At 53.9% G+C, this 26,721-nt stretch carries 22 protein-coding genes and 1 other annotated feature; of the genes, 1 reads left to right on the top strand and 21 read right to left on the bottom strand.

The genetic code is table 11. The annotated features are described in order from the left end of the window. Nucleotides 1-42: 42 nt before the first annotated feature. The 11 genes from FLT43_RS00730 to FLT43_RS00680 all read right to left on the bottom strand — a co-directional run bounded on the left by FLT43_RS00730 (nt 43) and on the right by FLT43_RS00680 (nt 12,201). Complete coding sequence (locus tag FLT43_RS00730; RefSeq protein WP_087443796.1) at nt 43-1,029, bottom strand: SMI1/KNR4 family protein; 987 nt, start codon at nt 1,027-1,029, stop codon at nt 43-45. A gap of 10 nt (nt 1,030-1,039) precedes the next feature. Next, on the bottom strand, nt 1,040-1,438 hold the full coding sequence (locus tag FLT43_RS00725) for a hypothetical protein (protein ID WP_087443797.1): 399 nt from the start codon (nt 1,436-1,438) through the stop codon (nt 1,040-1,042). A gap of 59 nt (nt 1,439-1,497) precedes the next feature. Next, entirely contained in the window at nt 1,498-1,944 is a 447-nt protein-coding gene (locus tag FLT43_RS00720) for an Imm63 family immunity protein (RefSeq protein ID WP_087443798.1), read from the bottom strand. 32 nt (nt 1,945-1,976) lie between these two features. Beyond that, on the bottom strand, nt 1,977-2,708 hold the full coding sequence (locus tag FLT43_RS00715; RefSeq protein WP_087443799.1) for a hypothetical protein: 732 nt from the start codon (nt 2,706-2,708) through the stop codon (nt 1,977-1,979). 223 nt (nt 2,709-2,931) lie between these two features. Next, nucleotides 2,932-4,506, bottom strand: a complete 1,575-nt coding sequence (locus FLT43_RS00710; protein WP_087443800.1) for a GMC family oxidoreductase — start codon at nt 4,504-4,506, stop codon at nt 2,932-2,934. Further along, nucleotides 4,503-5,099: a gluconate 2-dehydrogenase subunit 3 family protein gene (locus tag FLT43_RS00705; RefSeq protein ID WP_087443801.1), complete on the bottom strand. Its 597-nt coding sequence runs from the start codon at nt 5,097-5,099 to the stop codon at nt 4,503-4,505. Before FLT43_RS00705 ends, FLT43_RS00710 begins: the two co-directional genes overlap by 4 nt. Before the next feature lie 3 nt (nt 5,100-5,102). After that, on the bottom strand, nt 5,103-5,501 hold the full coding sequence (locus FLT43_RS00700) for a hypothetical protein (RefSeq protein WP_087443802.1): 399 nt from the start codon (nt 5,499-5,501) through the stop codon (nt 5,103-5,105). 156 nt (nt 5,502-5,657) lie between these two features. Beyond that, nucleotides 5,658-7,397 (bottom strand): ABC transporter ATP-binding protein, encoded by a 1,740-nt coding sequence (locus tag FLT43_RS00695; protein ID WP_087443803.1) that lies wholly within the window; start codon nt 7,395-7,397, stop codon nt 5,658-5,660. Further along, the gene (locus FLT43_RS00690) at nt 7,394-9,235 is read right to left on the bottom strand and encodes an ABC transporter ATP-binding protein (protein ID WP_087443804.1); all 1,842 of its coding nucleotides are present in this window, start codon (nt 9,233-9,235) and stop codon (nt 7,394-7,396) included. The genes FLT43_RS00695 and FLT43_RS00690 overlap by 4 nt, the downstream gene beginning before the upstream one ends. A gap of 61 nt (nt 9,236-9,296) precedes the next feature. Beyond that, the gene (locus tag FLT43_RS00685; RefSeq protein ID WP_087443805.1) at nt 9,297-10,508 is read right to left on the bottom strand and encodes an MFS transporter; all 1,212 of its coding nucleotides are present in this window, start codon (nt 10,506-10,508) and stop codon (nt 9,297-9,299) included. Between the two features lie 253 nt (nt 10,509-10,761). Then, a complete protein-coding gene (locus FLT43_RS00680) occupies nt 10,762-12,201 on the bottom strand; it encodes a pyridoxal phosphate-dependent decarboxylase family protein (RefSeq protein ID WP_087443957.1) in 1,440 nt (479 codons plus the stop codon). A gap of 330 nt (nt 12,202-12,531) precedes the next feature. Further along, nucleotides 12,532-12,788, top strand: a binding site (T-box leader). 60 nt (nt 12,789-12,848) lie between these two features. Between FLT43_RS00680 and brnQ the strand changes: the two genes are divergently transcribed. Further along, the gene (gene brnQ, locus FLT43_RS00675) at nt 12,849-14,210 is read left to right on the top strand and encodes a branched-chain amino acid transport system II carrier protein (RefSeq protein WP_087443806.1); all 1,362 of its coding nucleotides are present in this window, start codon (nt 12,849-12,851) and stop codon (nt 14,208-14,210) included. A 578-nt stretch (nt 14,211-14,788) separates the two neighbouring features. On the opposite strand, the gene nrdF is transcribed toward brnQ, so the two are convergent. The 10 genes from nrdF to FLT43_RS00625 form a co-directional block, all read right to left on the bottom strand. Then, on the bottom strand, nt 14,789-15,784 hold the full coding sequence (nrdF, locus tag FLT43_RS00670) for a class 1b ribonucleoside-diphosphate reductase subunit beta (RefSeq protein ID WP_087443807.1): 996 nt from the start codon (nt 15,782-15,784) through the stop codon (nt 14,789-14,791). A gap of 70 nt (nt 15,785-15,854) precedes the next feature. Beyond that, nucleotides 15,855-17,909, bottom strand: coding sequence for a class 1b ribonucleoside-diphosphate reductase subunit alpha (gene nrdE, locus FLT43_RS00665; protein WP_244194304.1), 2,055 nt, complete (start codon nt 17,907-17,909; stop codon nt 15,855-15,857). Nucleotides 17,910-17,919: 10 nt separating this feature from the next. After that, nucleotides 17,920-18,291, bottom strand: coding sequence for a class Ib ribonucleoside-diphosphate reductase assembly flavoprotein NrdI (gene nrdI / locus FLT43_RS00660; protein ID WP_087443809.1), 372 nt, complete (start codon nt 18,289-18,291; stop codon nt 17,920-17,922). 830 nt (nt 18,292-19,121) lie between these two features. After that, nucleotides 19,122-20,708 (bottom strand): ABC transporter substrate-binding protein, encoded by a 1,587-nt coding sequence (locus FLT43_RS00655; RefSeq protein ID WP_087443810.1) that lies wholly within the window; start codon nt 20,706-20,708, stop codon nt 19,122-19,124. Nucleotides 20,709-20,732: 24 nt separating this feature from the next. After that, a complete protein-coding gene (locus FLT43_RS00650) occupies nt 20,733-21,461 on the bottom strand; it encodes an ATP-binding cassette domain-containing protein (RefSeq protein WP_087443811.1) in 729 nt (242 codons plus the stop codon). Continuing rightward, nucleotides 21,443-22,189: an ATP-binding cassette domain-containing protein gene (locus tag FLT43_RS00645; RefSeq protein ID WP_164776427.1), complete on the bottom strand. Its 747-nt coding sequence runs from the start codon at nt 22,187-22,189 to the stop codon at nt 21,443-21,445. The genes FLT43_RS00650 and FLT43_RS00645 overlap by 19 nt, the downstream gene beginning before the upstream one ends. A 61-nt stretch (nt 22,190-22,250) precedes the next feature. Beyond that, a complete protein-coding gene (locus tag FLT43_RS00640) occupies nt 22,251-23,027 on the bottom strand; it encodes an ABC transporter permease (protein WP_087443813.1) in 777 nt (258 codons plus the stop codon). After that, nucleotides 23,024-23,965, bottom strand: a complete 942-nt coding sequence (locus FLT43_RS00635) for an ABC transporter permease (RefSeq protein ID WP_164776429.1) — start codon at nt 23,963-23,965, stop codon at nt 23,024-23,026. Before FLT43_RS00635 ends, FLT43_RS00640 begins: the two co-directional genes overlap by 4 nt. Nucleotides 23,966-24,085: 120 nt before the next feature. Next, nucleotides 24,086-25,129, bottom strand: a complete 1,044-nt coding sequence (locus tag FLT43_RS00630) for a helix-turn-helix transcriptional regulator (protein WP_164776430.1) — start codon at nt 25,127-25,129, stop codon at nt 24,086-24,088. 254 nt (nt 25,130-25,383) lie between these two features. Further along, nucleotides 25,384-26,613 carry an aminopeptidase gene (locus FLT43_RS00625; protein WP_087443816.1) on the bottom strand — a complete coding sequence of 410 codons (1,230 nt, stop codon included), beginning with the start codon at nt 26,611-26,613 and terminating at the stop codon, nt 25,384-25,386. Nucleotides 26,614-26,721: the final 108 nt, after the last annotated feature.

Raw genomic sequence — 26,721 nt, 5'->3', positions numbered from 1 at the left:
AAAAACGAAGCATTCGCACAATGGAAATGAAGTGACCTGGAATCAGGAAGCCCCACCAACCGCTTTCAGTTGCCCAATCAACTCCTCCGCTGCGGCGGGCGTCAAGCGCAGAATACCACTGCTGTCCGTAATCTGGCCTTGCTGCAGCCGGGCGTCCAGCCAGTCGGTAATAAAGGCTGGCGCATAGCCTCCTGTGCTGAAGGCTCCGCCGAAGGCGATCATTTTCTCGTAGTTGGCCAGATACTGCTCTCGGGTTGTCTCCGGATACGTCTTCGTATACAGCCAGAATTGCAGATCGTACATCAGTATGGAGCGCTCATCCGCGTGAAAAGCAAAATACCCCTTGTCTTCAACGATGTCTGTACAGATGGTTCGAATGACGCCTTCGATATCCGCCACTTCGTCAGCATGGGCGCACAGTTCGGACAGCAGCGGTGAAAATTGGCCATGGGCCACTATCCGCAAGTCCTCCTGCTTGTCCTGTTCGGAGGTATCGAATACCTCCTCATTCACCAGCCCTTGAATGAAGGCGGCGAAGTTCGGCGCCAGAAGCGTAATGGCATAGTCCAGTTCCTGATCGACATGGACGACGGCAGGCTCCCCGTCCCTGCCGCATGCCCGGTAGTCGAGCATCACGACATCATGCCCGGCGGAAGGACAGTCGCAAATGACCACGCCGATGTCGGGATAGCCCCAGTCTTCTATCATAAAAGGACTGCCGAACTCCCCGCATAGAGAATACGGTTTCTCGCGCCCGATGCCCATCATGCCGGTAATGGCGATATGATCTTCTGCCCAGAAAGCGGCTTCCTCTGTCGGGAAGCAGGTATCCACCGGCACCCCGCCATTATGCTGCTTCATGAGCGCAATATAAGACGCAGGCAGCTTATATCCCAGCTCCTCCTCGATAGAAGCGATAAGCTCGTCTGTCGGCGGCTCGCCAACATATTCCTCTAATGCATACTCGCTATCGTTCCAGAAATCAGCAAAATCAACTTTTCCAAAATGCTTCACCAGTTCTTGGTTCATGCTGTCACCTCTATTCATCGGTTCCGTTCTCGTCTACTCTCGAAGATATCGGAAATGTTCCTTCTATATAATCCTTGATCAGTCCTTTAATCCAGGGCGTCACGGCATTTTTCTGCACAGCCTCTCCGATCAATCCGAAATCATCGGACACATACCCCGCCAGATCGGGGTTCTGCGTGATGGCGAAGACTTTCTTACATGCGAATTCCCGCAGTTTGTCAATTTCCGAGTCGGGAAACATGGGGTCCCCGGCATTTTGCACGACTTCATGGTTCGAGATCCAATTCTTATCGAATTCCCCCGTGTCGCGTCTGTCTAATTGTCCATCCCAATCGATGTCCGCTGAAAATATTTTTTCAAAGAAAAGTTCTCTATGTACGGCATTCCATATGTAATCTAGCGACACCATTGTTAGCCCAACCCCTCTCTACAATATAACTTCTCATTCGAAAACAGCGGAAATCCGCTTCACAACGAACGGTTGGATTCCAGCTCGCGCCGCCTGCCGGCCTTATGCCATTCTTCATATATACCGCCGATGTCATGGAAGGCCTGATTCACCGTGCTTGTCAGTTCCTGAATAATCTCCTTTGTGTATCGCAAGCGGGTATTCACATTGTCCGCCTTGTACTTGTGCAGCAGCTTGACATGAGCGATTGTGCTTACGGTATCTTCCAAAATCCAATAGATGACGTCATCCACATTTTTGGTCGATTTGCGTAGCATCTGCACGCCTCGTTCATACATAACCAGCTCATACGCATGATCTCGAATGCGCACACAGGGGCTGAGATCGCCGATATAGTCTTGTTGAAAAGGCTGTGTCACCATGTTCTCATAGGAGTCATCGTAGATGGACGTGTGCTGCAGCAGGCGGATAATCCTAGCCGTAATTTCCTGTTCCTTATGCATCATGGATAAGTGCTTCCCCCTTGAGGCCCTGAAGCTCACAATGGAGCTGGGCGGCAATGATTGCTCCGCAGAAAATGGGCAATCTCCCCGAATAGCTCGGCCGCTTCCTCTTCATAGAACACTGCAACCTCCCGCCCATAGGCATAATTCAACCGGATGTAGCCGCCCAGTTCCAGGATGAAGCTCATCCCGGTATGTTCATTGTCGATCAGCAGATCCGGTTGGAAAAAGTCCCGGCAGCGTGTTCCCAGCTCGCGCAAGCTCAGACTGCTGCCGTTCTCGGGAGTGAATAGAAAAAAGGCGTGTTGTGTCGTCTCATTCCACGGTTCGAAATAAGCCGGGACAGCCGACTCGGCAGCGCCGAACGTCTCTTGATAGATTCGATCCACCGTCTCCGTATAGGATGCAGCTTCGGGCGATATGAACCGGATCGTCTCCGAATGCCTCGGCAGCCACACGAGCCCCTCCGCCTGCGGATGCACGGCCAGGAAATCGCCATCAATGGTTGTCCCAATAGCCACGCATTGGCAAAGCTGCTCCTGGGTGATCGGACTTGTCTCCTTATGCTCCCACAGATCGTATTCGGCGAACGGAGGCAATACGTCAGGATCCGGCGAGTGGATATTGAACCATCCCCTGTATGTCCCTTCGCCGTATTGCTGAAGGAAGCGGCTGTAGCCGTCGGGTAAAGCGACCTGCATGTCTTGCTCGGCCTGGCAAATGACACCGGACGGAACCGGAACCAGCCGTTGAGATACGATATACATGTTTGAACCGCCTTTGCTATGGAAGTCTCTTGGCCTATCCATTCATTATTGAACAGACCGCGATGCCTTTCGTTTATATCATACCAAGTCTCGTCTTGTTTTCGATGCGTCCCGGGAACTATGCTGGGGAAAAACACCGATTGCTTGCCCAGGAAAAGGGAGGTCTACAATAAAGCAGCAACCCCTTCCGCAACGGTGCGAAAGGGGTGAGGTTACTTCTTTATCACAACTCCATTTTCTTTGCCTTTTCCTTAATATAGTCGGCTGTTCGGAGCGCCAATGACATGACGGTGTTCGTCGGGTTGCCAGCGCCAGACGTGACAAAGATGCTCGCGTCGCAGACGAACAGATTGGGGATGTCATGAGTTTGTCCATAGGAGTTGACGACCGATGACTCCGGATCATTCCCCATGCGGCACCCCCCCATCATATGGGCGCTGTCCGGAATGACGAATTCGGCCTTGCCGCCTGCGGCGTCGAGAATGGCCTTCATATTGGCGACCGCATGGTCAATCAGCTTGCGATCGTTATCGCCGTAACTGAAGGTGACTTTGGCGCGGGGCAGGCCGTACTCGTCTTTTTCATCCGCTAAGGTTACCCGGTTCTCCGGATGGGGCAGCACTTCGCCGACCAACGTGACTCTTCCATAATGGTTGTAATCGAGCAGCGTCTCCCGTAACCGTTCCCCCCACACCGGACCTCCCTCGGCCTTCGAGATCCCGCTCGCGAACTCGAGCGGCCGCGCCCCGTGAGAATGAAGGGTATATCCGCGCACAAAGTTATTGTTCGGGTCGGTCCGGTAGAAATCCTGGGTTGTAGCCAGCACAGGCGTGCCTTTATACAATCTGATTTCGTTGTCGAATTTGGCATAGACGTCGTGGCTGCTGTGGACCATGACGGCCTTCCCGACCCAGCCGCTGCTGTTCGCCAGCCCGTCGGGGAATTGCGCGGTCGCCGAGTTGAGCAGAAGGCGCGGCGTCTCGACCACGTAGGCGGATAAGATGACGAGCTTCGCTTTTTGCTCATACGATTTCCCTTCATGAATGAAAGCGACTCCCTTCGCCCTCCCGTCCGTGCCCATGATGACTCGGGTCACCATGCAATCGGCCAATACTTCGGCACCGGCTTGGATCGCTTTCGGGATATGAACGATGAGCGTGCTGAACTTGGCGTCAGGCATGCAGCCCTGATTGCAGAAGCCCCGGTTGATGCAAGGCGGGCGGCCCTCGAACGGCGCGGACAGAATCGCGAGCGGAGCGACTGAGGAGCGGATGCCGAGCTTGTCGCAGCCATTCATGAACATGTACGCGTTCGGGCTGAGCGGCTCCCTCTCCGGATAAGGATACGGTCCATGATAGTTGCCCCACGGAAAATACTTCGGTCCGGATACGGCAATTTCCTTTTCGTTCTTCGCATAGTATCTTTCCAGGTCGTGATAGCCGATCGGCCAATCCTCCGCCACGCCATCCAGCGTTCTTGCTCTGAAATCCGCCTCGTGGAACCGCAAAAACACCGCCGTAAAGTGAACGGTTCCGCCCCCGATCCCGCGGCCGGAATTGTTGTGCCCCATCGTCAATGGGTCCTTCCCGTCCACGATTCTAGTATCCTGCCACCCCAGGTTCCTCATCGCCAGCTCATCGCTCGCAAAATCCTTCTGCGGATCGCGGAATGGCCCGGCATCGAGGACGACCACGCTCATGCCCGCTTCGCTTAATTCTTTGGCCAGTACGCCGCCTGCGGCGCCCGCGCCCACGATGACGACATCCACTTCTTCGTTCGCATATTTTCGGTTCATCATTGTTCCGGCTGAGCCTCCCATGGATCCAATTGTCCCATCTGCGTGCGGACATATCCCCGCGGATAGGCCGGACCGGCGTATCCGATGTCGGACCATACCTTCGGGTGAGAACAGTACGCTTCGACCGTCAGATTCAACAGCTTCCTGAACAGCTCGGCTTGCGGTATGCCGTTCCAGATCCCTATGGGCTTGGCAGCGGATTGGCTCATATCTTGCAAATATTGCTTCTGTTCAGCCGCATTCAGGTCCATAAAAGAGGAAGAGTGCAAGGCTTGAGCTGCTTGCTCCAGTGCATGGAGTCCCGCACGAAGCAGCTTCGGCGCTTCGGTAACGCCCGTCTTGCGCTGGCTCTCCCCGGGGGATTGATGCAGCGTCCGATCGATGTGAACAAGCACGAAATCAAGCGCTTCCGGCGTCTCATCGCCGACGAGCAGCGAGCCAATGCGCCGGATCATGCCGGCCTCAGGCGGTGTTAAAAAGTGAAGGACATTGTTCGGCTTGGCGCGGGACATCACGATGCTCTGGGTATGGTCATCCCATTCATGCCGTTCCTTCATCACATCAAAAGACGGATAATGACTATGCTGTGCCATCGGTCAGCCCACCTTCCAGTACATCGCAACCAAGCCAAGCGCACTTAACGCGGAGAACATGAGCGGGAGGATGACGGGCGGACCAATCATAAAATTGCGCAAGGCCCATCCCCCGACCCGAATCCCGACTCCGCGGAAATGAAAATAAAAGCCGATCAGGCCGGATATCAAGCCAAGCCACATCAGCACCTGGAACAGAGCGGCAAGCCAGGCCTGGTTATACCAGGTCAACACGATCCCGGCAATGAAAAATAGGGGGGAGAGAAACACGGGCACCCACATCGCTTTATGGTGAAAATTTTGGCGATAATGAAACATTGTCACCTGGATGCTCATCAAGAGAAACGCCAGACTGACAAACAAAATAAGAACTCGATCCATCGACCATGCAGACCAATTCATGCAGCGACCCCTTTTTACCAGATTCTTAGAAGTTAATTCAATTATTTCCTGCATGATGTCCGGCTATTCCTGCTTCTTCGCCATATGAGACACGCCGATGATAAAGAAAGCTCCTCCGCCAAGGCTTCAGGGAGCTTCTATGGAACACGCGTTGCCTTATTTCACCCGCCACCCGTCGGCATCCTGCTGCAAGCCCCACAGGTTCGCATACAATCCCGCGTGGGCCGCCAATTCGGGGTGCATGCCTTCTTCGACGAGTCGGCCCTGATCAAGCACGAGGATCTTGTCCGCATGTTGAATCGTCTTCAAGCGGTGCGCGATAATGATGACGGTCTTATCGGCGACCAGTTCATTGATCGCCTGCTGAACTGCCGCTTCATTCTCCGGATCGAGCGAGGCCGTCGCTTCGTCGAGCAGCACGATCGGCGCGTTCTTCAATAAGGCGCGGGCGATCGATATCCGCTGCTTCTCGCCGCCGGACAGCGTCGAGCCGCCTTCTCCTACAGGCGTGTCATAGCCCTGCGGCAATTGCGAGATGAACTCATGGCAGCAAGCGCGCTTGGCCGCCTCCTCGATCTCCGCTTGCGACGCTTCCATGTTCCCGATTCGGATATTGTTGCCGATCGTGTCCTGGAATAGATACACATCTTGGAACACCATCGAAATATGCTGCAACAGCTTCTCGGGGTCGGCCTGCCGGATGGGCTGATCGCCAATCTTGATCGCCCCCTGCTGAACATCCCAGAAGCGGGCAATCAAGCGCGTCACCGTGCTCTTGCCGCTGCCTGACGGCCCCACCAAAGCGGTTATCGTATTCGGCTCGATCGTAAAGGACAAGTCGCGCAGGACCGGCTTGCCGGCATCATAACCGAAGGTGACCTGGTCGAATACAATCGTCCCATGCGGATCGATACTGCTCGTTCCCTCCATTGGCCGCTCCTGCCGCACCTCCATAATGCGCTGCGCGCTGTGGGCGGAATAGCGCATTTCCCCATAGTTCATCAGCACGACGGTCAACGGATCGAATATTCGGGTCCCCACCAGCAGGAAAAGAAGAAAGACGGGCAGCGACAGCGTTCCGCCTGCGAGCAAATAGCTCCCGGCCAAGATCATGATCGTCATCCCGGAACGGATCAGCAGCATCGCGCCCATCATCACGGGGCCTACTACGCCTTCCAGCCGGATTGATGCCCGCATCAGCCGTTCGAAGGAGAGACGCAGCCTCTCGAACCGCTCCCCGCCCATATGGTGAGCCTTAATCTCGCGAATCCCGGTCAAATATTCCTGCAGCCGGCTGGCGGCCTCATTTTTGGCCCGAACATGATTCTCGCTCAGACGCGCCTGAAGCGCATCTGTCAGCCACAGCAGCAGCGCCCCGAACGGAACGGCGATGAACATGGCCAACGCCATTCTCCAGTCGAGAAAAACGAGTCCGGCCACGGCCAAAAATGGCAGCAGGACGGCGCTGATAAGCTGAGGAACATTGTGGGAGATTGTATGCTCGACTTGCCCGTAGTCATTTAACAGCAAGTTCGTCATATCCCCCGGGTCGCGCTTGCCGAAATACCCCAGCGACAAATGCCGCAAATGCTCGGCAAAGGTCAGCCGGCCGGATGCCGCCAGACGGTAAGCCGCTTTGAACGATTTGTCATACAGCAAGGAGCATGCCGCATAGGACACGAGCAGCCAAGCGAACAAAATAGCGCAGACCGCCCACAAACGCCCGCTATTCAAGCCCGTCTCCGGATGCGCGAACGAGATATAAATCGTATTCATGATATCGATCAGCAGCGCAGCGGGTATGATTTTGGCAAATCCATCCAGAAGCGCTGCCAAGCTGGACGGCCATAAGCTCCGGGGATTCCCCCCTGATATATTGTAAAGGTACCGATTCATCCGTTCCGCCCTCCTGTGCAGCATTCCGCCCGTCCCGGCAGCTTGTCTCCCGCTCCCAGTCTCCATGACGCCGCGTTGATATGAGCTTGCCACATCTGCTCGAACAACCCGTTCAAGACGCGCAGCTCGTCATGCGTTCCCCGCTCGACGATGGCTCCCTGCTTCACGACCAGAATCTGTTCCGCCGCGCGAATGGTAGACAGGCGGTGGGCAATGATGAGGACGGTCTTGCCTTTGACCAGTTCGGCCAGGCCCTGCTGGATCTTCTTCTCGTTCTCGGCATCCGCATAAGCGGTCGCTTCATCCAGCACCAGGATCGGCGCGTTTTTCAGCAAGGCCCGGGCAATCGCGATCCGCTGCGCCTCTCCGCCTGACAAATAGGTCCCTCCTTCTCCGATTTTGGTATCGTACCCGTGCTCCAGTCTGACAATGAATTCATGGCAGCAAGCCGTCTTCGCGGCCGCAATGACATCTTCCATCGGCGCTGCCGTATTGCCCATCCGGATATTCGCTTCAATTGTATCGTAGAAAAGATGAACATCCTGGAATACGAACGAGACTATGTCCATCAGCTTCTCCGTGCCCATCTCGCGAATCGGCACGCCGCCGATCGCAATGACGCCCTCCTGAACGTCCCAGAAGCGAAGCAGCAGATTGGCGATGGTCGATTTTCCGCCGCCGGATGGACCGACGAGCGCCGTCATTTCCCCCGCTTTAGCGACAAAATCAATGCCGTTCAATACCGGTTTAAAATCTTTGCTCCCCTGCTTCTCATAGGCAAAGGATACGTGTTGAAAGGTGATATCATACGACGCAGGTACTCGGGGCGAAGCCGGCTCTGCCACGACCGCTTCGGAGAACACAGCTTCAATCCGCTTATTGCCTTCCACAATCTCTCTCATCCCGCCTCCGATATACATCAGCTTCAATAAAGGCACCGATAAGCTAGGCGTAATAATCAGGAACAGAATGAACGTAATGGCAAAGGCTTGATTTCCGGAATTGCCGCTGGCCAGCAAAATACCGATTGGCACGATGAACGTAAATAAAGAGCTGACAAGAACGAAAAACAGACTGTAGGGCGTTTTGAAAAGCTCCGTAACCTTTAGCGAAATATCTCGATACTGGGCAACGGCTTGCTTGAACGTCAAAAAGGAATCCGCCGGAATCCCGAATATTTTCACGGCAGGCATCCCCCGCACATATTCGATGCCGGTCGCATTCATCTCTTCCACCGCGAATTGAAAATCGCGAAAAGCTTGCTGGCCGCTGGCGCTTGCAAAAAGGCGGGCCTGCAGCCATAAGCCGATGCCGATAGGAACAAGCAGCACGAGAGCCATCCGCCAATCGAGCCAGAATAAATAGCCGATCAGCAGCAGCGGGATCACGACGGCGCATACGATATCCGGAAGCTGGTGAGCGATGAATTTCTCGATTTTCTCGACACTCGTCTCGATAATTTTTTTTAATTCTCCCGTCGCTGTCTTCGTATGATAGCCCATCGGCACCTTGGCGACGTGATCGGCCAGCCTCACTCGCAGCCGGTAGAGGATGTTGAACGCCGCGATATGAGAACACATCACGCCGATATATAACGTGATCAACGCCCCTATCAAAGCTAGAAAGGCAAAGATGCCCCAATACAGGATGAGATCTTTATCGATCCCCTCCATTCGCTGCGCATTCATCAGCAATTCCTCGACAATTTTGTATACCGCGACAAAAGGAGCGATTTGCAGCAAACTCGACAGGATGGAAAAAAGGCAGGCGACCGTTAGTAACCCTTTTTTCTCTCCGGCAATATGCAGCAGCCCCGACATTTCAGATTTCGCCTTCATTGGCGGCTCACCTCATTCATCTCATGACATGCTTATACTCGGCTCAAGGACAGGTACATACCTATTTCTCCGCATTTGCCGCTTCGGCTTCTTCCTTGCTTACGGCAAGCTTCGCGCGGCCGACTAGCAGCGTAATGGCCATAAGCAGCACTAAGGCAGCGACCGCAGCAAAGGGAAGATGCTTATCGAGCTTGTACAGGCTCGTGCTCACAATCGGGGCGATCACGGCAGAGATGCCGGAGACCGAGCCGACAAGCCCCGCTACGCCGCCTTGCTGCTCGGGGGCCACGGCAAGCGAGGAGCCGGACATGAAGCCCGGCATCATCAGCCCGGCTCCGACGCCGAACAAGAAGAAGGCCGCGTAGAAGCTGACGAGGCCAATGACGAACAGAAAGAGCAGCATGCTGAATATGAGCAGCGCCGATCCGACCAGAATCAAGGGCTTCGGCTGCCATTTCGGCTTTTTCATCTGCAGCCCCTGCGTAACAATCATCGCCACCCCGCTTACCATCAAGCCCATGGACAACATCCTCGCTGTCTCCTGCGTCGTCATGGACAACTGATCCTGAAAATAGAAGCCCCCGACCACCTGCAAGGTAACAATGCTCAGCATCGTCGCCAGTCCCGCGAACAAATAAAGGCGAAGACCCGGTTGGAACGGGTTCAACTTCGGAGGCTTGGCCTGAATCTTCACCTTGTGCGCCGGGATCAGCAGCAGGGCGACGACAATCGCGATAAGCGGCAGCAGCGCGCCAATATACAGCGGCCAAATAAGGCTGATAAGCGCGAACGCTCCGGCAATGGCCGGGCCAAGCACGAGGCCCATGCCATTGGCGGCGCCGATCAGCGCCATCCCTGCCGAGCGGCCCTGCTCATCCGTGATGTCCGCCATATACGCCTGCGCCGCGGAGGGAACGGCAGGAATGAACAGGCCGACCAGGCCGCGTGCCACGATGAGCAGCGCAACCAGCAGGCCGCCGCTGATCAACTGGGACAAGCCGGCATATATCGTCGCCGTGAACAGCACGTAGCTGATGAACATGCCGAGGAAGCCAATCAGGATAACCGGCTTTCTTCCCCGCACATCGCTCCATCTCCCCCACACCGGCGCCATCACGGCCATGGCGACCGATCCAAGCGAGATAATCAGGCCCGAATGCGTCTCGCTCAGCCCCAGTTCGCGTATCAGCGGAGGCATCACGGGGGCGATAATCATCAACCCGACCATTGCTACGAACACGCTAAAAAATATACTGAATCGAACTCGAGTCATCTTTACATCTTTCCTTTCGCATCTTTCTTGGCACCGTCATGCTTCCTTCGTTGCTTTACATGGCACATGCTCCTTTTTATGCTAGGCGAGAAATCAGGCGCCAGCCACCGATGAACGGATTATGTCTGCTTCAAAACGGATTTTCTGCGCGGTTGCCGTCTCTGCAGCCGGAATCAAAAAAAAGAATCGACTCTGCGGCAGCGGCCGTAACAAGTCGATTCCTAGCAATATTTTGATTAGGTAAGCTTTATGTTTAGTTCTTCATCTTTGCCCTCGCACTATTGAGCAGTTCCACCAGCGCGATAATATCTTCCTCTGTCGTCTCGTAGTTCGTAATGCAAGCCCGCAGCGCCAGTTCCTGGTTCATTTCATAGATTGATATCCAAGCCTGTCCGGAACGAAGCACCTCTTGACAGATGAACGATACGAACTCCGAACGGCTCTCTGCCGGGACACGGATATCCGTAAAGCATACGACGGGCAGCACGGTATCATTGACGACCGTCCAATTCGAGCGCGCTAGTTCTTGGCGCAAACGGTCCCCCATCGCAACCTGGTGCCGAATCACTCTACTGTAGCCATCCCAGCCCGCCGTCGCCAGCGATAAATACAATTTCAAACCGATAAATCTTCGTGACCATTGAATCGAATGGGTGAACGGATCAACGCGATCCAGGCCAGCCCCCTCCTTCGGCATATAATCGGCTGTGATGCTGAACGCTTGATGCAGAACATCACGATGCCGCGTCAAATACATTCCCGCCCCCATAGGAACTGACATCCACTTATGCGCGTCGAAGGTAAGCGAGTCGGCCCGCCGAATGTCACGAAGCTGCTCCAGCAGTTCTGGCGCGAACACGCAGGCACCGCCGTAGGCCGCATCCACATGCAGCCACAGTCGTTCATCTTCAGCTACATCGCCGAGTGCGCTAATCGGATCAATCGCTCCGGCTCCAGTCGTTCCCCCTGTCCCGATGATGAGAAACGGAGCATACCCGGCGGCGCGATCCGCTGCAATCTGCTGCTCAAGCGCGCGGACATCCATGCGCAATCCGGAGTCCACCGGAATGATGCGAAGCGAATCTGTGCCTAGCCCACAAGAACGTGCAGCCTTCACCAAGGAATGATGACTCTCCGCTGAAGCATACATGACGGGCTGCGCCTTGAGCGCCCTCAGCCCTTCCTTCGCATAGGAAGGAAAATGATGAATCAGTGCGGTCAGGACGGCCGTCAGATTGGCCTCCGCTCCCCCCGTCGTAAATGTCCCGTCTGCCGTTTCGGCTGAATAACCGAATTTTGCTGCGATTTCTTTCAGCACGTAGTTCTCGATTTCGACCGCTGCGGGTGCATGGGTCCATGCTGCAAGCTGCGGATTGAAGGCTGCAGTAAGGGTGTCCGCCATAATCCCCATATAGTTGGGCCGCGGATTATACAGACCGAAATACCGCGGATGCGGCGTATGTACCTGGAATTGAGTTAATCCCTCCACAATATGATCAATCGCCTCCTGCGCGCCGACAGGATGATCGAACGATATTCTTTGCGCAAACTGAACGATCGCATCCACATCAAGCTCAGGCGAGACTCGGATTTCGCGGATATTCCCCATATAGTCATTGATCCGTTCCAGCAGATACTCACCGATGTGCATCCGTTCTTCCCTATCCAAATCCAGATTGAAATTTTTCGCCATGCCGTAATGCATCCCCTTCACGTTGTGAAATTGAATTCCTGCTGCTTCCGAGTATACACTCACAATCACCCGCATGGACGCATTTTCGAATGAAACCGCAATATACCGAAACTCTAGGGGAAGATTCAGAATGACGAGCCGGGGGTATCCGGACTTTATGAACATTCGGGGGCACCATTTCCGATGACCGGGCATAGGAATAGGTAAAGGAAACGGAGGAAATGAGGGAGGAATGCCGGCAACTTTCCCTAGCAGGAATATGATTGTGATATATTGTGCCTAGACAAGCTCCATGGTATTATGTGAAAATAGATAACAAACACTTGACGTAAACTTTCATGGACGAGAAGAGTAAGCTATGAATCCCGATCTCCAGAGAGTTGGTGTGTGCTGGAAGCCAACGTTCGGCTCATAACTGAAGGTCATCTCCGAGAAGCGCGGCTGAACTCGAGTAAGCTGCGACGGACTTCCACCGTTATCCGGAATTCGTATGGTATATCAGTACGTAATGAGCTGCATGGTGCGGGAACGATAAGAACTTGCTCCGTGAAAATGGGTGGTAACGCGGATCACATTCCGTCCCTGTGAAGGGGCGGATTTTTTGCGTTTGTGTAAGAAATCGTCAAGAAGTCTAGGGGGAAGAATAGATGAAATCACTATCGGGAAGCCACGTATTTTTCGTGGGACTCATGCTTTTTTCGTTATTTTTTGGCGCAGGGAACTTAATATTTCCGCCGATACTAGGGCAGCAGGCGGGAGACAGCTTCGCCGTCGCCATGCTTGGCTTTATTCTGACCGGCGTTGGCTTGCCGCTGCTCGCCGTCATCGCGATTGCCCTGACGGGCCGGGACGTGCAGCATCTCGCTGGCCGGGTGCATCCGAAGTTCGGCATCCTGTTTGCCGTCATCGCCTACTTATCGATCGGCCCTTTTATGGGGATTCCCCGTGTAGCTAATGTGTCCTTCGAGATGGGAATGCTCCCCTTTTTGCCCGAGCCGCTTCAACCAAACGGTTGGATGCTCTTGGCTTATACGCTCGCGTTCTTTGTTCTCGTCTATTGGCTCTGCTTGAATCCATCCAAATTGGTGGCCCGTGTCGGGAAGATTCTTACGCCCTTGCTGCTCGTCTCCATCGCCGGACTCTTCATCGCTGCGATGATGAATCCGCTTGGAGAAGCGCAGCCTGCGGTACAGGAGTATGCGACTTCGCCCGGCTTCAAAGGATTTATGGAGGGCTATATGACACTGGATACGATCGCCGCGCTCGCGTTCGGCATCATCGTCATCAATGCGATCCGCGATCAAGACGTCCAGGACAAGCGCGCGATTACGAAAGCCACGATTCAAGCCGCCATCATCGCAGGCGTGGGCTTGTCGCTCGTCTATGCGGCGCTGGGATGGCTCGGGATGACAAGTGTAACTGAATTCGGCTATGCGAAAAATGGAGGGCAGTTGCTAACGCTAATCGTCCAAAAACTGTTCGGACAGTCCGGATTAATCTTGCTGGCCATCATCGTTACGCTTGCCTGCCTGACGACCTGCATCGGGCTCGTATCCGCTTGCAGCCAGTATTTTTCCACCTTATTCCACCGGCTCAGTTATAATCAAGTCGCGTTCCTGACTTGCGTTGTGGGCTTATTAGTAGCCAATCTGGGGTTGAATACCATTCTGTCGGTATCAGTTCCAGTGCTGTTGGTCATCTATCCTGTAGCTATTGTGTTAATCATAATGTCCTTGGGCCACAGCTTATTCGGCGGGCGCCCATCCGTCTATGCCGGCGCGTTGATCGGAACTGTGCTCATTAGCTTATTTGACGGGTTGAAGGAGGCCAAAGTCCCGGTAGAACAGGTTACGGAGTGGCTCAAGCACATTCCTTTGTATAAGCAGGGAATCGGCTGGGTCATTCCGGCGGTAGCAGGCGGGATTATTGGATGGCTTGCAGGATGGATAATCGGGGCGATATGGAATCGGGGACGTGCCGGTGCCCCGGCTTCGCAATATGAAGACTAAGATGCAAAAAAATTGAGTAGAAACTTGCAAAGCCGGCATGGTGCCGGCTTTTTTGTTTTTGCGGGCGCCGGGATGTCCTGTGACTTGTTGATGAAGTGTGTTGGCTTGGTGGTAATATAGTAAAATCCTGCATTTATACATTATTTTATTACATTTATACTACTGTGAAGTGAAATTCCTGCAAATCTACATCATTTTGACTGTTTTTCTCTTCTTTTTAAGTGATAGGAGTGAAATTGATGCACTTTCGCAGGATTCCCTCTAAGGTGCCGTCGTGATCACGAGAAAGCTGCAGATTTGCAGCATTTTTAAGTTTTACGCGCTTTATCGCTGTTCCAAGCTAACGGAATTCCACAAGCGGAAGCCTTATCGATGCAAGAAGGGGCACGGTACACGAGTTGCAGCACAAACGCTGTACAATTCCGGTGCAGGCCACACGGCCACAGTATACCGCGGTACCCACGCGACATATCACGGCCCGCAACCCACATCGCTGCATAAAAAAGCACCCCTCAGCAGCAGCGGATAAGCCAGCGGCTTCGTCCTGTGCCCGTTCTGAAGGGTGCAGCTTATGTTCGTTAAAAAATCTCCGATTGCTTCACGCGATCATTCAGCATCGTGAAGTCTTTGTCCTGCAAAGGCTCTACTTTCCCCTTCTGATAACCGCTGCCCTTCGTCGAGAAGAAGTCATGCGTGCTCGTCTCGGTGCGAATGCCGTTCAGAACGACCGGATTGACTTCCTCTTCCGGGAAATGCGGCTCGAAGCCGAGGTTCATCAGCGCTTTGTTGCCGTTATAGCGAATATACTTCTTCACTTCATGCGTAAGTCCGATCGCATCATACAGATGCTGCGTATACTCCAGCTCGTTCTCATACAGCTCAAGAAGCAGATTTTGCACAAATTGGGACAGCTCCTGCTGCATAGCTGCGCTCTGCATATTATAGATTTCTTGCGCAAGCAAGCCAACGAAAACGCCATGAACACTTTCGTCCCGGATGATTAGCTTGATGATCTCCCCGCTTGCCACCATTTTGCCTTGTCCAGCCAAATACAGCGGATAGAAGAAGCCCGAGTAGAACAAAAAGCTTTCCAGGAAGACCGACGCGACCATTGCCTTGTACAGGCTGACCGGATCATTGTCTTTGATGCCTTTATACAGACCATCGATGATCGCGGTCTTCTTCTGCAGATGCTTGTTCTCCTTCACCCAGTCGAACGTCTCGTCGATCATGGCCGTGCTGGCCACGGTCGTAAAGATCGTGCTATAGCTTTTCGCATGAATCTCTTCCATCGCGGCCTGGAAGATCAGAATCGCTTTTTTCTGCTTGCCTTCGACGTGCTGCGCAATGACCGGCATGCCGACGTTGCCTTGTTCCGTATCGAGCAGCGTGAGGCCTCCAAGCACATGCATGTAGGCGAGCTTCTCGTCTTCGGTCATTTTGGACCATGACTTCAGGTCCTTCGAGATTGGAATCTCGGTATCCAGCCAGAACTGGGACGTATTTTGCGTCCACAGCATTTCCATATAATCCGACTCGGGCCGGTTCCAGTTCACTGCTTCAAAATTTTTCATCGACGAATTCTCCTTCTATATCTGCAACTTCTGCAACTTATAAGGCTCCGGCTGATACGACTTATTCAACTTATACGACGCAGCTCACGCACTCGTCGATCGTTTTCTTTTTCGTCCGGGTATAATAGAGCGTCTTGAGCCCCTTCTTCTGTGCGTAGATATAGTACTTCGCCAGATCGCGGGTCGTCAGATCATCCTTCACGAACAAGACGGTCGAAATGGCTTGGTCCACGTGGACCTGCACATCCGCAACCAGGTCGATCAAGTTGAACATATCCATATCATAAGCTTCTTTGTAATAGAAGTAGTTCTCATCGCTAATGTACGGCATCGGATAGATCGTCTTCGAATCGCCGTATTCGCGCTCTTCGATTCGCTGCGTAATCGGCGCGATGGACGCTGTCGAGGACTGCAGGTACGAGATCGAGCCTGTCGGCGCAATCGCCAAACGGTACGCATGGTACAAGCCATGCTCCATCACCTGCTCCTTCAAGCGGGCCCAATCTTCGAGGGTCGGCATCGTATGGCCTTCGAACAGCTGCTGCACTCGCTCCGTCTTTGGTCTGTAGTCGGTATTCAAGTAACGGTCGAAGTACGCGCCGCTTGCATATTCGCTCTTGTCGAAATCTGTGAACGTCATGCCGCGCTCCTGCGCGATCAGCATGGAACGCTCCAGGGAATAGAAATTCACCATCATGAAGAACGCGCGAACGAAGTCTCTCGCTTCCTTCGATTCATAGGCGATCTTGTTCTTCGCCAAAAAGCCGTGCAGATTCATCGCACCCAAGCCGACGGAATGGAGCTCGCGGTTCGCCTTGGCCACCGATGGCACAATGCTGATATTGCTGCGGTCGCTCACTTCGGTCAACGCATCCATCGCGCGGTGCACCGTGTCGCGCATCCGCTTATTTTTCATGACGTTAACAATGTTCAACGATCCGAGGTTGCAGGAAATATCGCGATGGATCTCGTCCTCTACGCCGTAGTCGTTGATCGTGGACACTTCGCTAAGCTGCGCGATCTCGCTGCACAGGTTCGAGAACTTGACGCGTCCGACTTCTTTAAGCGCATGATATTCATTCGTATTATCGACGAACATGATATAAGGATAGCCCGATTCCATCTGAATCTGCGCAATCTTCAAAATCAGGTCGCGCGCGACAATCTTCTTCTTCCGTACATTCGGATTGTCGACAAGCTCATCGTACATCTCGCTGATGTCCATGTCGTCCAGGTGCTTGCCGTACTCCTTGTACACGGTATACGGATAGAACAAGTACATATCCTTGTCCTGCTCGACCAGCTCGAAAAATTTATTCGGAGCCACAACGCCAAGCGACAAGGTCTTGATCCGGATTTTCTCATCGCTGTTGATTTTCTTCGTATCCAAAAATTCATGAATATCGGAATGGAATACATTCAAGTAGACGACACCGCTGCCGTCGCGCTGCCCCAATTGGTTCGCATAGGAGAACGCATCCTCGAACAGCTTCATGACCGGAAGTACGCCGCTTGCCTTGCCGTCCAGCCCTTTGATCTGCTCGCCGGCACCGCGGATTTTGCTCAAATTCAGGCTGACGCCGCCGCCAATCTTGCTCAGTTGCAGCGCCGAGTTGATCGAGAATCCGATCGAGTTCATCGAATCATCCACTTCGAGCAGGAAGCAGCTGACCAGCTCCCCTCTCCGCTTCTTCCCGGCATTCAGGAATGTCGGCGTCGCTGGCTGATACTCCTGGGAGATTAACAATTCGGCATACTCGAACGCCTTGTCGATATTCCCGCTCGCCAGGAACAGGGAGACAACGGCCAGCCGGTCCTCGTAGCGCTCCAGGAACTTTGTATCGTCATTGGTCTTCATCGCATAGTTGTTATAGAACTTGAACGCGCTCATGAACGATGGGAAGCGGAACTTCTTCCCGTACAAATATTCATAGAGACGCTTAATATCCTTGAACTCGTACTTGTCGAACAATTCTTTTTCATAGTAGTCGTTCTCTATCAGATAATGAATCTTCTCCTCAAGATTATGGAAGAATACTGTATTTTGATTGACATAGTCGATGAAATAGCTTTTCGCCGCTTCGCGATCTTTGTCAAATTGGAATTTGCCGTCCTTCTGGACCATAATTTCGTTGTTAAGCTGTATCCATTTTGGTATCAAAGTAATGGACCTCCCGAGAAAATTGTTCTACATCTTTCTTCGTGCCGCTGAGCTCGAACTTCATCAGCACGGGCACAGAATATAATCGAGAAATATGATCGGCTGCCAGTCCGTACCGGATGCCCCAGTTCATATTGCCGCTGGAAGCGACGCCTTGCAGCAAATGGCCATGCTCCTCGAGGAATTGCATCGTAGATTGAGGCACTTGTCCGAACCCTGTCGTGTACGTGATCAAAATAAAGGGGTCGGTCAGCTTCGTCTCTTCCGATATGCGAACACAATCCAAATTCAGCTTCTCGACAAAACGCTTCACGTTGCCGGTCTTCGAGTCGTAAGCGATAAGCACGTGATCCCTCCGTCGCAATCAAATCTTCAAATTTCAAATAGAGTCGCCTGTACTCGCCAAAAAGAGCACATCTCAAAGAAAGAGACAGGAACCAGCCACCTTGATGAACCGATGCATCGGGTGCAAATTGGCACTTCCATCTCCTTACTCTTCGAAGAGAATGATAGAAATATAGGCTATTGGTTAAGCAGGGAACTCCACTTGCCGTTACAATATATAGTGTATGTATTCATCCTCGCATACTATATATAGCTCGTTATTGAATCATAACCAATTTTAAGATAAATGGCAAGCCCATTTTATCCGCCATCGGCAGCAACGAAATATGTCGGCCTGTGACAAAAAACATATCTATCGTACCACATCTATGACCGTTATTGGTGTTCAATTTTTTTGGAATTAAGCGGGATATCCTTTTCTGCCAGCTGGGCCGCCTAGCAGCCGTTCAGCACCCGTTCATATAGAGGGATAATTTCAGTACTTCTCCGCAAAAATACAATTTTCGCAGCAGGAAACAGGGAGCCTCAAACCGGATTTTCGAGTTATTTAATGAGATTAAATATACTCATCGACCCGATCACCCATGCCGGCTGTCAGGCTCGAGTTACATGGGCCAGATTATATTTAATAACATTAACTATACAAGTAAAAGACCTCTTTGGGAGGATCGTTCGAACTCCATCTATTGAACTTTTCTATTAAAAATTTCCCGGGCAACGGTGCGATTTCGCGTCATTGCGACAAAGGATAAGGCCGGATCCTGTGCTACACAGAATCCGGCCTAGGGCTCCTCTTTATTCCCTCGCTGCCTGCAGCGGAAGTGATGTCGATCAGCGGGTAACCGCCTGTTGCACCCCGGCGGGATTGAAGCCGTTCTCAAGTCCGCCGAACGTATAATCCGCTACCTTGTCGCTGCGGAATAGAATCAATTCCTTAGCATGTGTAACCGGAATGACGATGACCTGATCGTTCAAGTAGTTCAACAAGAACTCGTAACCGGATGCAATCGCCGCCTCATCCCGCGTGTGCAATACGTTCATGATGCGCTCCTTAATGTCGGCCGCCTCCGGCAGAGCGGACATGGCCGCCGTATGCGCGGTCTGATCGAGCATCGGGCCGATAAAGTGATGCGGGTCCTCAGGGGCTCCCTTCGAACCCCAGATCGTAATGTCGAACTTCCCTTCCACGCATTCTGTCCACCATGTCATCACGTCGGTTCCTTCCACCTCAACCTGCAGCCCTACTTCCTTCAACTGGCCTTGCAGGGCGGCAGCCAGCTCCTTATTGAACGCATCTCCCGTCTCATACGTGAAGCGAAGCTTCATCGGCTTGCCGTTGAGCTCCCGGTATCCTGTGCTCTCATTCATCTTCCAGCCCGCTTCATCTAGCAGCTTGGCGGCTTGCTGCACATCGTAGGCCCGCTGCGTTCGCAGCCCGTTCTGAATGAACGGGATATCTGCGAACATCTCATCGGCCGCCGTCTCATAGCCGAACGTTAAGCCCTCGGCTATCTCCTGCTTATTGATGGCATGCGCGATCGCCTCGCGAACCCGCAGATCGCCCAGATTTTCCCCTGAAGCATTGAGCGCCAGCGCTCGCGTTCGGCTCCCCTTCGAGGTCTTCCCTTGAACGCCGGACATGGATGCAGCCTGCTTGAACTCATTATTCGTAATCATCGTGGAACTGAAGACGGCATCAATCTCGCCCGCCTGCAGCGCCTTCAGCCGCGTGGCCGGGTCCGGAACATATTTAACGATAATCCGCTCGAACGCAGGCTCTTCTCCCCAATAGTCCTTGTTCTTCTTAAATACGGTCTGCTCCCCCTTGGTGAAGGATTCATGAATATAAGGACCGGTTCCGATCGTTCCGTTCATCGCTTGGTAATTATTTTTAATAATCGATGCCGGCGACACGATGGCCAGGTATGGCGTGCACAAGTCGTGCAGCACCGGATAGTAAGGCGTTGGATAGGTCACTTTAACCGTATATTCATCCAGCGCTTCCAGCTTCTCAATTGTCGATACCGCCTTCAGGAAGGAAGCATTGCCTTCATTGCGGTAATATTCCAGATTGGCAATGACGGCCGCTGCATTCAACGGCTCTCCGTCATGGAACTTCACGCCCTGCCTAATCTTCAGCGTCAGTTCCGTGCCCGCTTCGTTGAATGTCCACTCCGTAGCGAGCCCTGGCTTAATCTCGCCGTTCTCATATCGAACGAGCATATCGTACACAAGTTGAATGACCGGCTTGTTATGCATGTCCGTCATCGTAGGATAGAAGTTGCTCAGTTCCCCGGCATAGCCGATGACGAGCGTGTCCTTGTCTGTATTCGCCCCGCCCGCGGAGCAGGCGCTTGCCGTTAAAAGAATACATATCATTACAATTACTGTTTTGATACGAAATAGATCGGTTCTCATCTCGTTCTCCTCCGGTAATAATCATTAGATGCGTGTGGCCGCCTGCGGCCGTTCCAGCCGGGTCGCCTCGGCTGTCAGACGTCCTCCCTCCAGCAGCAGGCATCGGTCCGCCAGCCGGTATGCGCTATAGGCATCATGAGTAATCAGTAAATAGGCGCAGCCGTAGCTGTCCCGGTAATCGGCCAAGGTGGCCAGAACCGCATCGGCAGACACGGCATCCAGACCGCTTAGCACCTCGTCCAGCACCAAATATCGCGGTCTTACCGACAAAGCCCTGATCAGCGATAATCTGCGCTGTTGGCCTCCGCTAAGCTCGCGCACCGGCAAGCGCAGCAGATCCCGCTCCAGCTGGAACCGCTCCATCAGCCCTTCAATCTCTCGCCGGCGTTCCCGCCGGGTCATATTCGTCAGATTGAGCAGGGCTTCCTCCATATTGCGGTAAGCGGACAAGCGGGGATTCAGCGTGCCGGATGCATCCTGAAATACACCTTGCAGCACCTTGCGGTAAGAGCGCCACGCCTTGAAGCGGAGCCCGACGAGGCTGATCCCGTCCAGCCGGATGTCTCCGGTGTCGGGCCGCTCCAAGCCCAGGATCAGCCGGGCAAGCGTGCTTTTGCCGCTGCCGCTGCCGCCCATCAGCGCAAGGCTCTCCCCTTCCTGCCAGCGAAGTGAGACCCGGCCCAGCGCCTTCACATCGAGGCGCCGTTCGCTGCCATAGAACTTCGTCACATTCGCTACTCGTATCTCTCCCATTTCCAATATCCTTCCTCTTGCCGTGCGGCGCTTCGGGCCAACTGCGAGGTCCAGATGTGCCGAGGCCGCGCCAGCAGTTCCTCCATCTTCCCTTGCTCTACCAGCACGCCGTCATGCAGCACCAGCACCTGATCGCAAATTCGGCTCAGCACGCCGATGTCATGCGAGACGATCAGCAATCCGGAGCACAGCTTGCATTCATGCAGCAGCTGAATGACGGCTTCCCGATTCTCCGCATCAAGCGCGGACGTCGGCTCATCCGCTACAATATATGGCGGATTGAGACCCAGCAGGATCGCGATCGCCACCCGCTGCAGCATGCCGCCGGACAATGCCCCGGGCCGGCTTGCCATCACCCGATCGCTCTCGGGAAGATGAACCTGCTGCAGCTTGGCCCGCGTTAGCCCCGCCGCCTCCTGCCGGTTCAATCCCAGCCGTGCGCGGAAGATAGCCTGCATCTGGCTTCCCACGCAGAGCCGCGGGTCAAATGCGGTCATCGGGAGCTGCGGGATGAACCCGATCGCTCTGCCGCCCATCTCTCTACGCTCCGCGGGACCAAGCGAATGAAGATCACGGCCATCCAATTGAATGGCTCCGTCCTCGAGCGCGCAGCCTTGGCCCAGGACGCCCATCGCCGCCTTGAGCAGCGTCGTCTTGCCTGATCCGCTCTCGCCGGTCACGCCAATGGCTTCCCCATGCCGCACGCGGCAGCTGATCTCGTGGAGCAATCGTCTCCCGTCGGCCGCAGATACACTGATTCGATTCAGACTGAAGATCGCTTATCCACTCCTATGTAAGCTCTTCTCCCAGCACATTGAAGGAGAATGCGCACAAAAAAATAAACGCCAGCGGGTACAGCATCATATCCGGGCGAAGCATCGCTACCGATCGGCCATCCAGCATGATGGCGCCCCAGTCGATCCCGTTCTGATCGAGGCCCAGCCCGATGAACGAAAAACCGCTAATCATCAGCACGATATCCGAGCTGATGAGACTTAGCATCACCACGGATTCGCGAATCAGGTTCGGCGGCAGATGCCAGAACATGATGCGAAGCCGGGAAGCGCCCGACGCTGCAGCGCAGTAGACGTATGCTTTATCCCGCTCGATCTCCGCCTTTGCCTTCACCAGCTTGATCAGACTGACCAGCGACGCTGCCGTCAATGCGACGACGACCGTATATACTCCGCTGCCCCAAGCCCCTATCCAGACAATCAGGTAGACAATCGGCGGGAACGAAGCCAGCACATTCAGGAAGCTGTCGCCCAACCAGCGCCATCGGCTTCGCCACATTCCGGCGAGAATACCGATAGGCAGGCCGGCGGCCAAGGTTGTCAGCCATGTCAGCAGCACAATGCCCAGCGTCGTTCTCCCGCCATGCAGAACCCGGGACAGCAAGCAGCGCCCCAGCGAGTCGGTTCCGAACGGATACTCCGCGCTTGGAGGCAGCAGCCGCTGGCTAAGATCGATCAGATAAGGGTCATGCGGCGCCAGCAGATAAGCAAAGGCACAGGCAAAGAGCACAAATACAGCGGCCCCGATCCGCAGCCTGCGACGTCGTCTCATGGCAAGCTCCCCCTTGAGGGCTCGCGCTTCAGCAGCAGCCGTACGGCACTGGACATCTGGTTCGTCAGCATAAAGACCGCGGCAAGCAGCAGAATCGAAAAGTGGATCATCGGCGCGTCACGGTTGATGACACTCGTGATGATCACATTGCCGATTCCCGGAACTGAGAAGATTTGCTCGATAACGGCCGCCCCCGCCACGGTCAGTCCGATGCTCTGCATGAAGTTCGGGAGCAGCGCAAGGAGCGCATGCGGCAAGCCGTGGCGGAACAAAATATAGTTCTCCTTCAGCCCTTGGCAGCGGGCGTACATGACGTAATCCTCGCCCATCTCTTTGACCAGCACGGTCGTCAGCAGCCGGCCGTAGAAGGCGGCCATCGGAAGAGCGAGACAGAGAGCGGGACTCCATATGTTCATCATGCCTTGTCCGCCTGCGACAGCGATCCAGCGGAGCTTCACCGCTACGACATCCAAATATACGGCCGCCAGATAAAAGGCCGGTATCGACACGCCTGCGATCATAAGAACCCGAAGAAGGTAGCCTGCCCATCGATCACGCAGCCAATAGCCAAGGCAGCTCAGCCCAATCGCCCCCAGCGCTTGCAGGACCGCGCTCAGCGCCACGATGCGGAAAGTGAACGGAATCGTAGCGGCGAATTCGTCGAACACCGGCTTGCCGTTCCTAAGCGACTTCCCGAAGTCGAGGCGGATCGCGTCTGTCAGCCAAGTGACATATTGCTTGAGGAGCGAGCCGTCCAATCCCAATTCATGTCTCAGCTTCGCGATCATGTCATCCGAAGGAGTCATTGAATTGCGGATGGCGAACGCTTCAGCCGGATCGATAGGCGATACGCGCATCAACAGGAACGACAGCATGCTGACGGCGAGAAGTGTAAGCAGCATATCCGCCGCGCCGCGAACGATGCGATTGCCGAACATAGCTGTTGCCCCCTTTCCCAAAAAACAAAACATCCCCCTGTATACGCGGGAGCTCCTGACCTGGATACACCCCTCACTATACGGGAGGATGACATCGAATTGTTGTGGGCGCAGCACCGATTATGTTGATGGCGTACTCATTTGCCCGGATAATCTTCTCAGCGTGGACTTGCGATACTGCAGCGGAGTCAGCCCGAACTCGCGCTTGAAGGCGTTGCAGAAATTGCTCGCATTGGAGTAACCGACATCAAACGCGATGTCTTGAACGGATTTGTTGAGATCGGCCAGAAGCGCAGCCGCCTGCTGCATACACGCCTTGCGATAATGAACGTAGATCGTATAGCCGTATATCTGCTTATAACCCTTGGTCAATTTATTGCGGCTGATCGCCAGCTCCCTGGATAACCTCGCCAACGTGGGCGGATTGCCAGGGTTGTCCATCAATTGATCATGAGCAAGCCGGATTTGCCGGATCTCATAGTCATCCAGCAGGACCGCTTCCGCCTCGTCTTCCAGTCCGGGCAGCTCCACCGCCAGGAGCAGGGACAGCAGCTCCATAACTTTGCCTTCGTAATATAATATTTTCGATTGTTCCGGAAGCGCGCAGTGGAAAATGCTGCAGAAGATATTCGACACGTCCGCGCCCGCTTGCACACCGGTGAATAGCCGTTGCCGGGAGGGACCGTCCAGCTTCTCCATCGCATGATTCCATACGTCTACCCCGCTGCTGCCGAACAACTTGGACATATGGTCCGAGTCCGAGATGATGGACACGCATTGATAGCGCTGCCCTCCACGATGACGGGTGCAGCCTCGGATGGCGCAAGACTTGGATACAGACAAGCTGTTCTTTCTGAACAATAACGGTTCCTGGCCATGCTCCTGCAGCTCCAGTTCCCCATCCACGCAATATTTCACCGCGAAATAACGGCCCGTCATCGCATATTCGAACACGACATCGTCATGAAACGTAACATCATAGAGCGTAATCGCGGAATTGTTCATCACGCGGAACATTTCGACACGGCCCGCTCCATACTCTTCTCTAATATCGTAGCGCACAGAACAGGCATGCGGGCTCTCCTCATGCGCGCTCTGCCCGGACAATTGGCGCATCGTCTCGGCATACGTATCCGGACTGTCAATGAAATAATGTTGTCTCATGCTTACACGCCTCACCATGAGCCGGACACACAGGCCGTCCAACTCGGGCATCCGCTCCCCCTTCTATTGTCGAGAATAATTATCATTATCACTTATATTATAGCGAATACCTGTCCTGTTGGAAACATGGAACCTTCCCTGTGCGCGGCTCGGCAATCATCGGAAGCACATAAAAAGAAGCTCCCGCAGCATCTCCGTGCAAGAGCTTCTATCGTATTTGGCAGCGTTGACATGTTGATGCATTCGTCGTCCTTTTACGCCCAGTTCCCCTTTCGGAAAATAGGTTCTCTCGTTCCATCCGCCCTAATTCCATCAATGTCCATATCGGCAGAGCCTATCATAAAATCAACATGTGCGACGCTTTCATTTAACCCGGCCGCTACCAGTTCCTCCGCGGGCATGTTTTTCCCGCCTTCTATACATATAGGATATGGGCTGCCAATCGCCAGGTGGCTGGAAGCATTCTCATCGAACAAGGTATGATAGAACAGCACCTTGGACTGGGCAATCGGCGAATCGAACGGAACAAGCGCCACTTCCCCAAGATAATGAGACCCTTCATCCGTAGCAATGAGATTTTGCAAAATCTCTTCCCCTTCTTCCGCCTTCACATCAACAATCCGGCCTTTGTCGAAGGTAAGGGTAAAGCGATCAATAATATTTCCGCCGTAGCTAAGGGGCATCGTGCTGGACACATACCCGTTCACGCCAGTTTTTAGCGGGGCCGTGTAGATTTCCTCCGTCGGCATATTGGAAATGAAGCTGGTTCCCTGCTCGTTCGTGCTCTGAAGCCCGATCCAGATATGATTTTCCGGCAGCTCCACCGTTAAATTGGTATGCGGCGATGTAAACACAAGCGCTTGATAGCGCTTCTCATTCAACTCATTCGCCCTGCCCCGCACCGTGGCGATATGCTGCTTCCATGCCTCGACCGGATTGTCCGTATTGACCCGTGTTGCGTGGAAAATGGCTTCCCACAGGCGGCCGATTTGCTTTTCTTCGGGCACGTCCGGGAACACTGTCGCCGCCCAGGCAGCCGATGGAGCGGCAATCATCGTCCAGCTCACCTTGTCCGTCTGGATGTAACGGCTATAAGGATACATCGCTGTCGCCTTGGCCTTGTTGAAGCTAGCAATGCGTGCCGGTTGAATCCCCTGCAGCCAATCCGGACCGGAGGAAACGATGGACATAAACGCTGCGCCCTTAGCGGCAAACTCTTCCCGTTCCTTCGCATACCAGGTGGAGAATGTCTGCAATGTCTCTTCCGGCGCCATCGCAAAGCGCAAGCGGTCAACCGCATCGTCGCTCCATTGGACGAAGACATCGTTCGCGCCTGCCTCATAAGCCTTTTTTGCAATCAAGCGAACCAATACGGCCGCGTCCAGCGTAGTTTTGATGACAAGGGTCTGACCCTGCTGAATATTCACGCCCACCTTCACCGCCAGCTCCGCATACTTCTCAAGCTTCTCTGTGAAATTCTTCATCATGCACCTCCCGGATTCATTGTCGCGACTCCAGCCGCCCTGCCTATCGATTAAGCTTCGGGTTGTATGGCTTCAGAATCGGTTCTTGATGGTGAAAATACCATGCTA

This window comes from Paenibacillus thiaminolyticus (genome assembly GCF_007066085.1).
In the GTDB taxonomy this organism is placed as follows: Bacteria; Bacillota; Bacilli; order Paenibacillales; family Paenibacillaceae; genus Paenibacillus_B; species Paenibacillus_B thiaminolyticus.
This window is presented reverse-complemented; position numbering and strand designations above follow the sequence as displayed.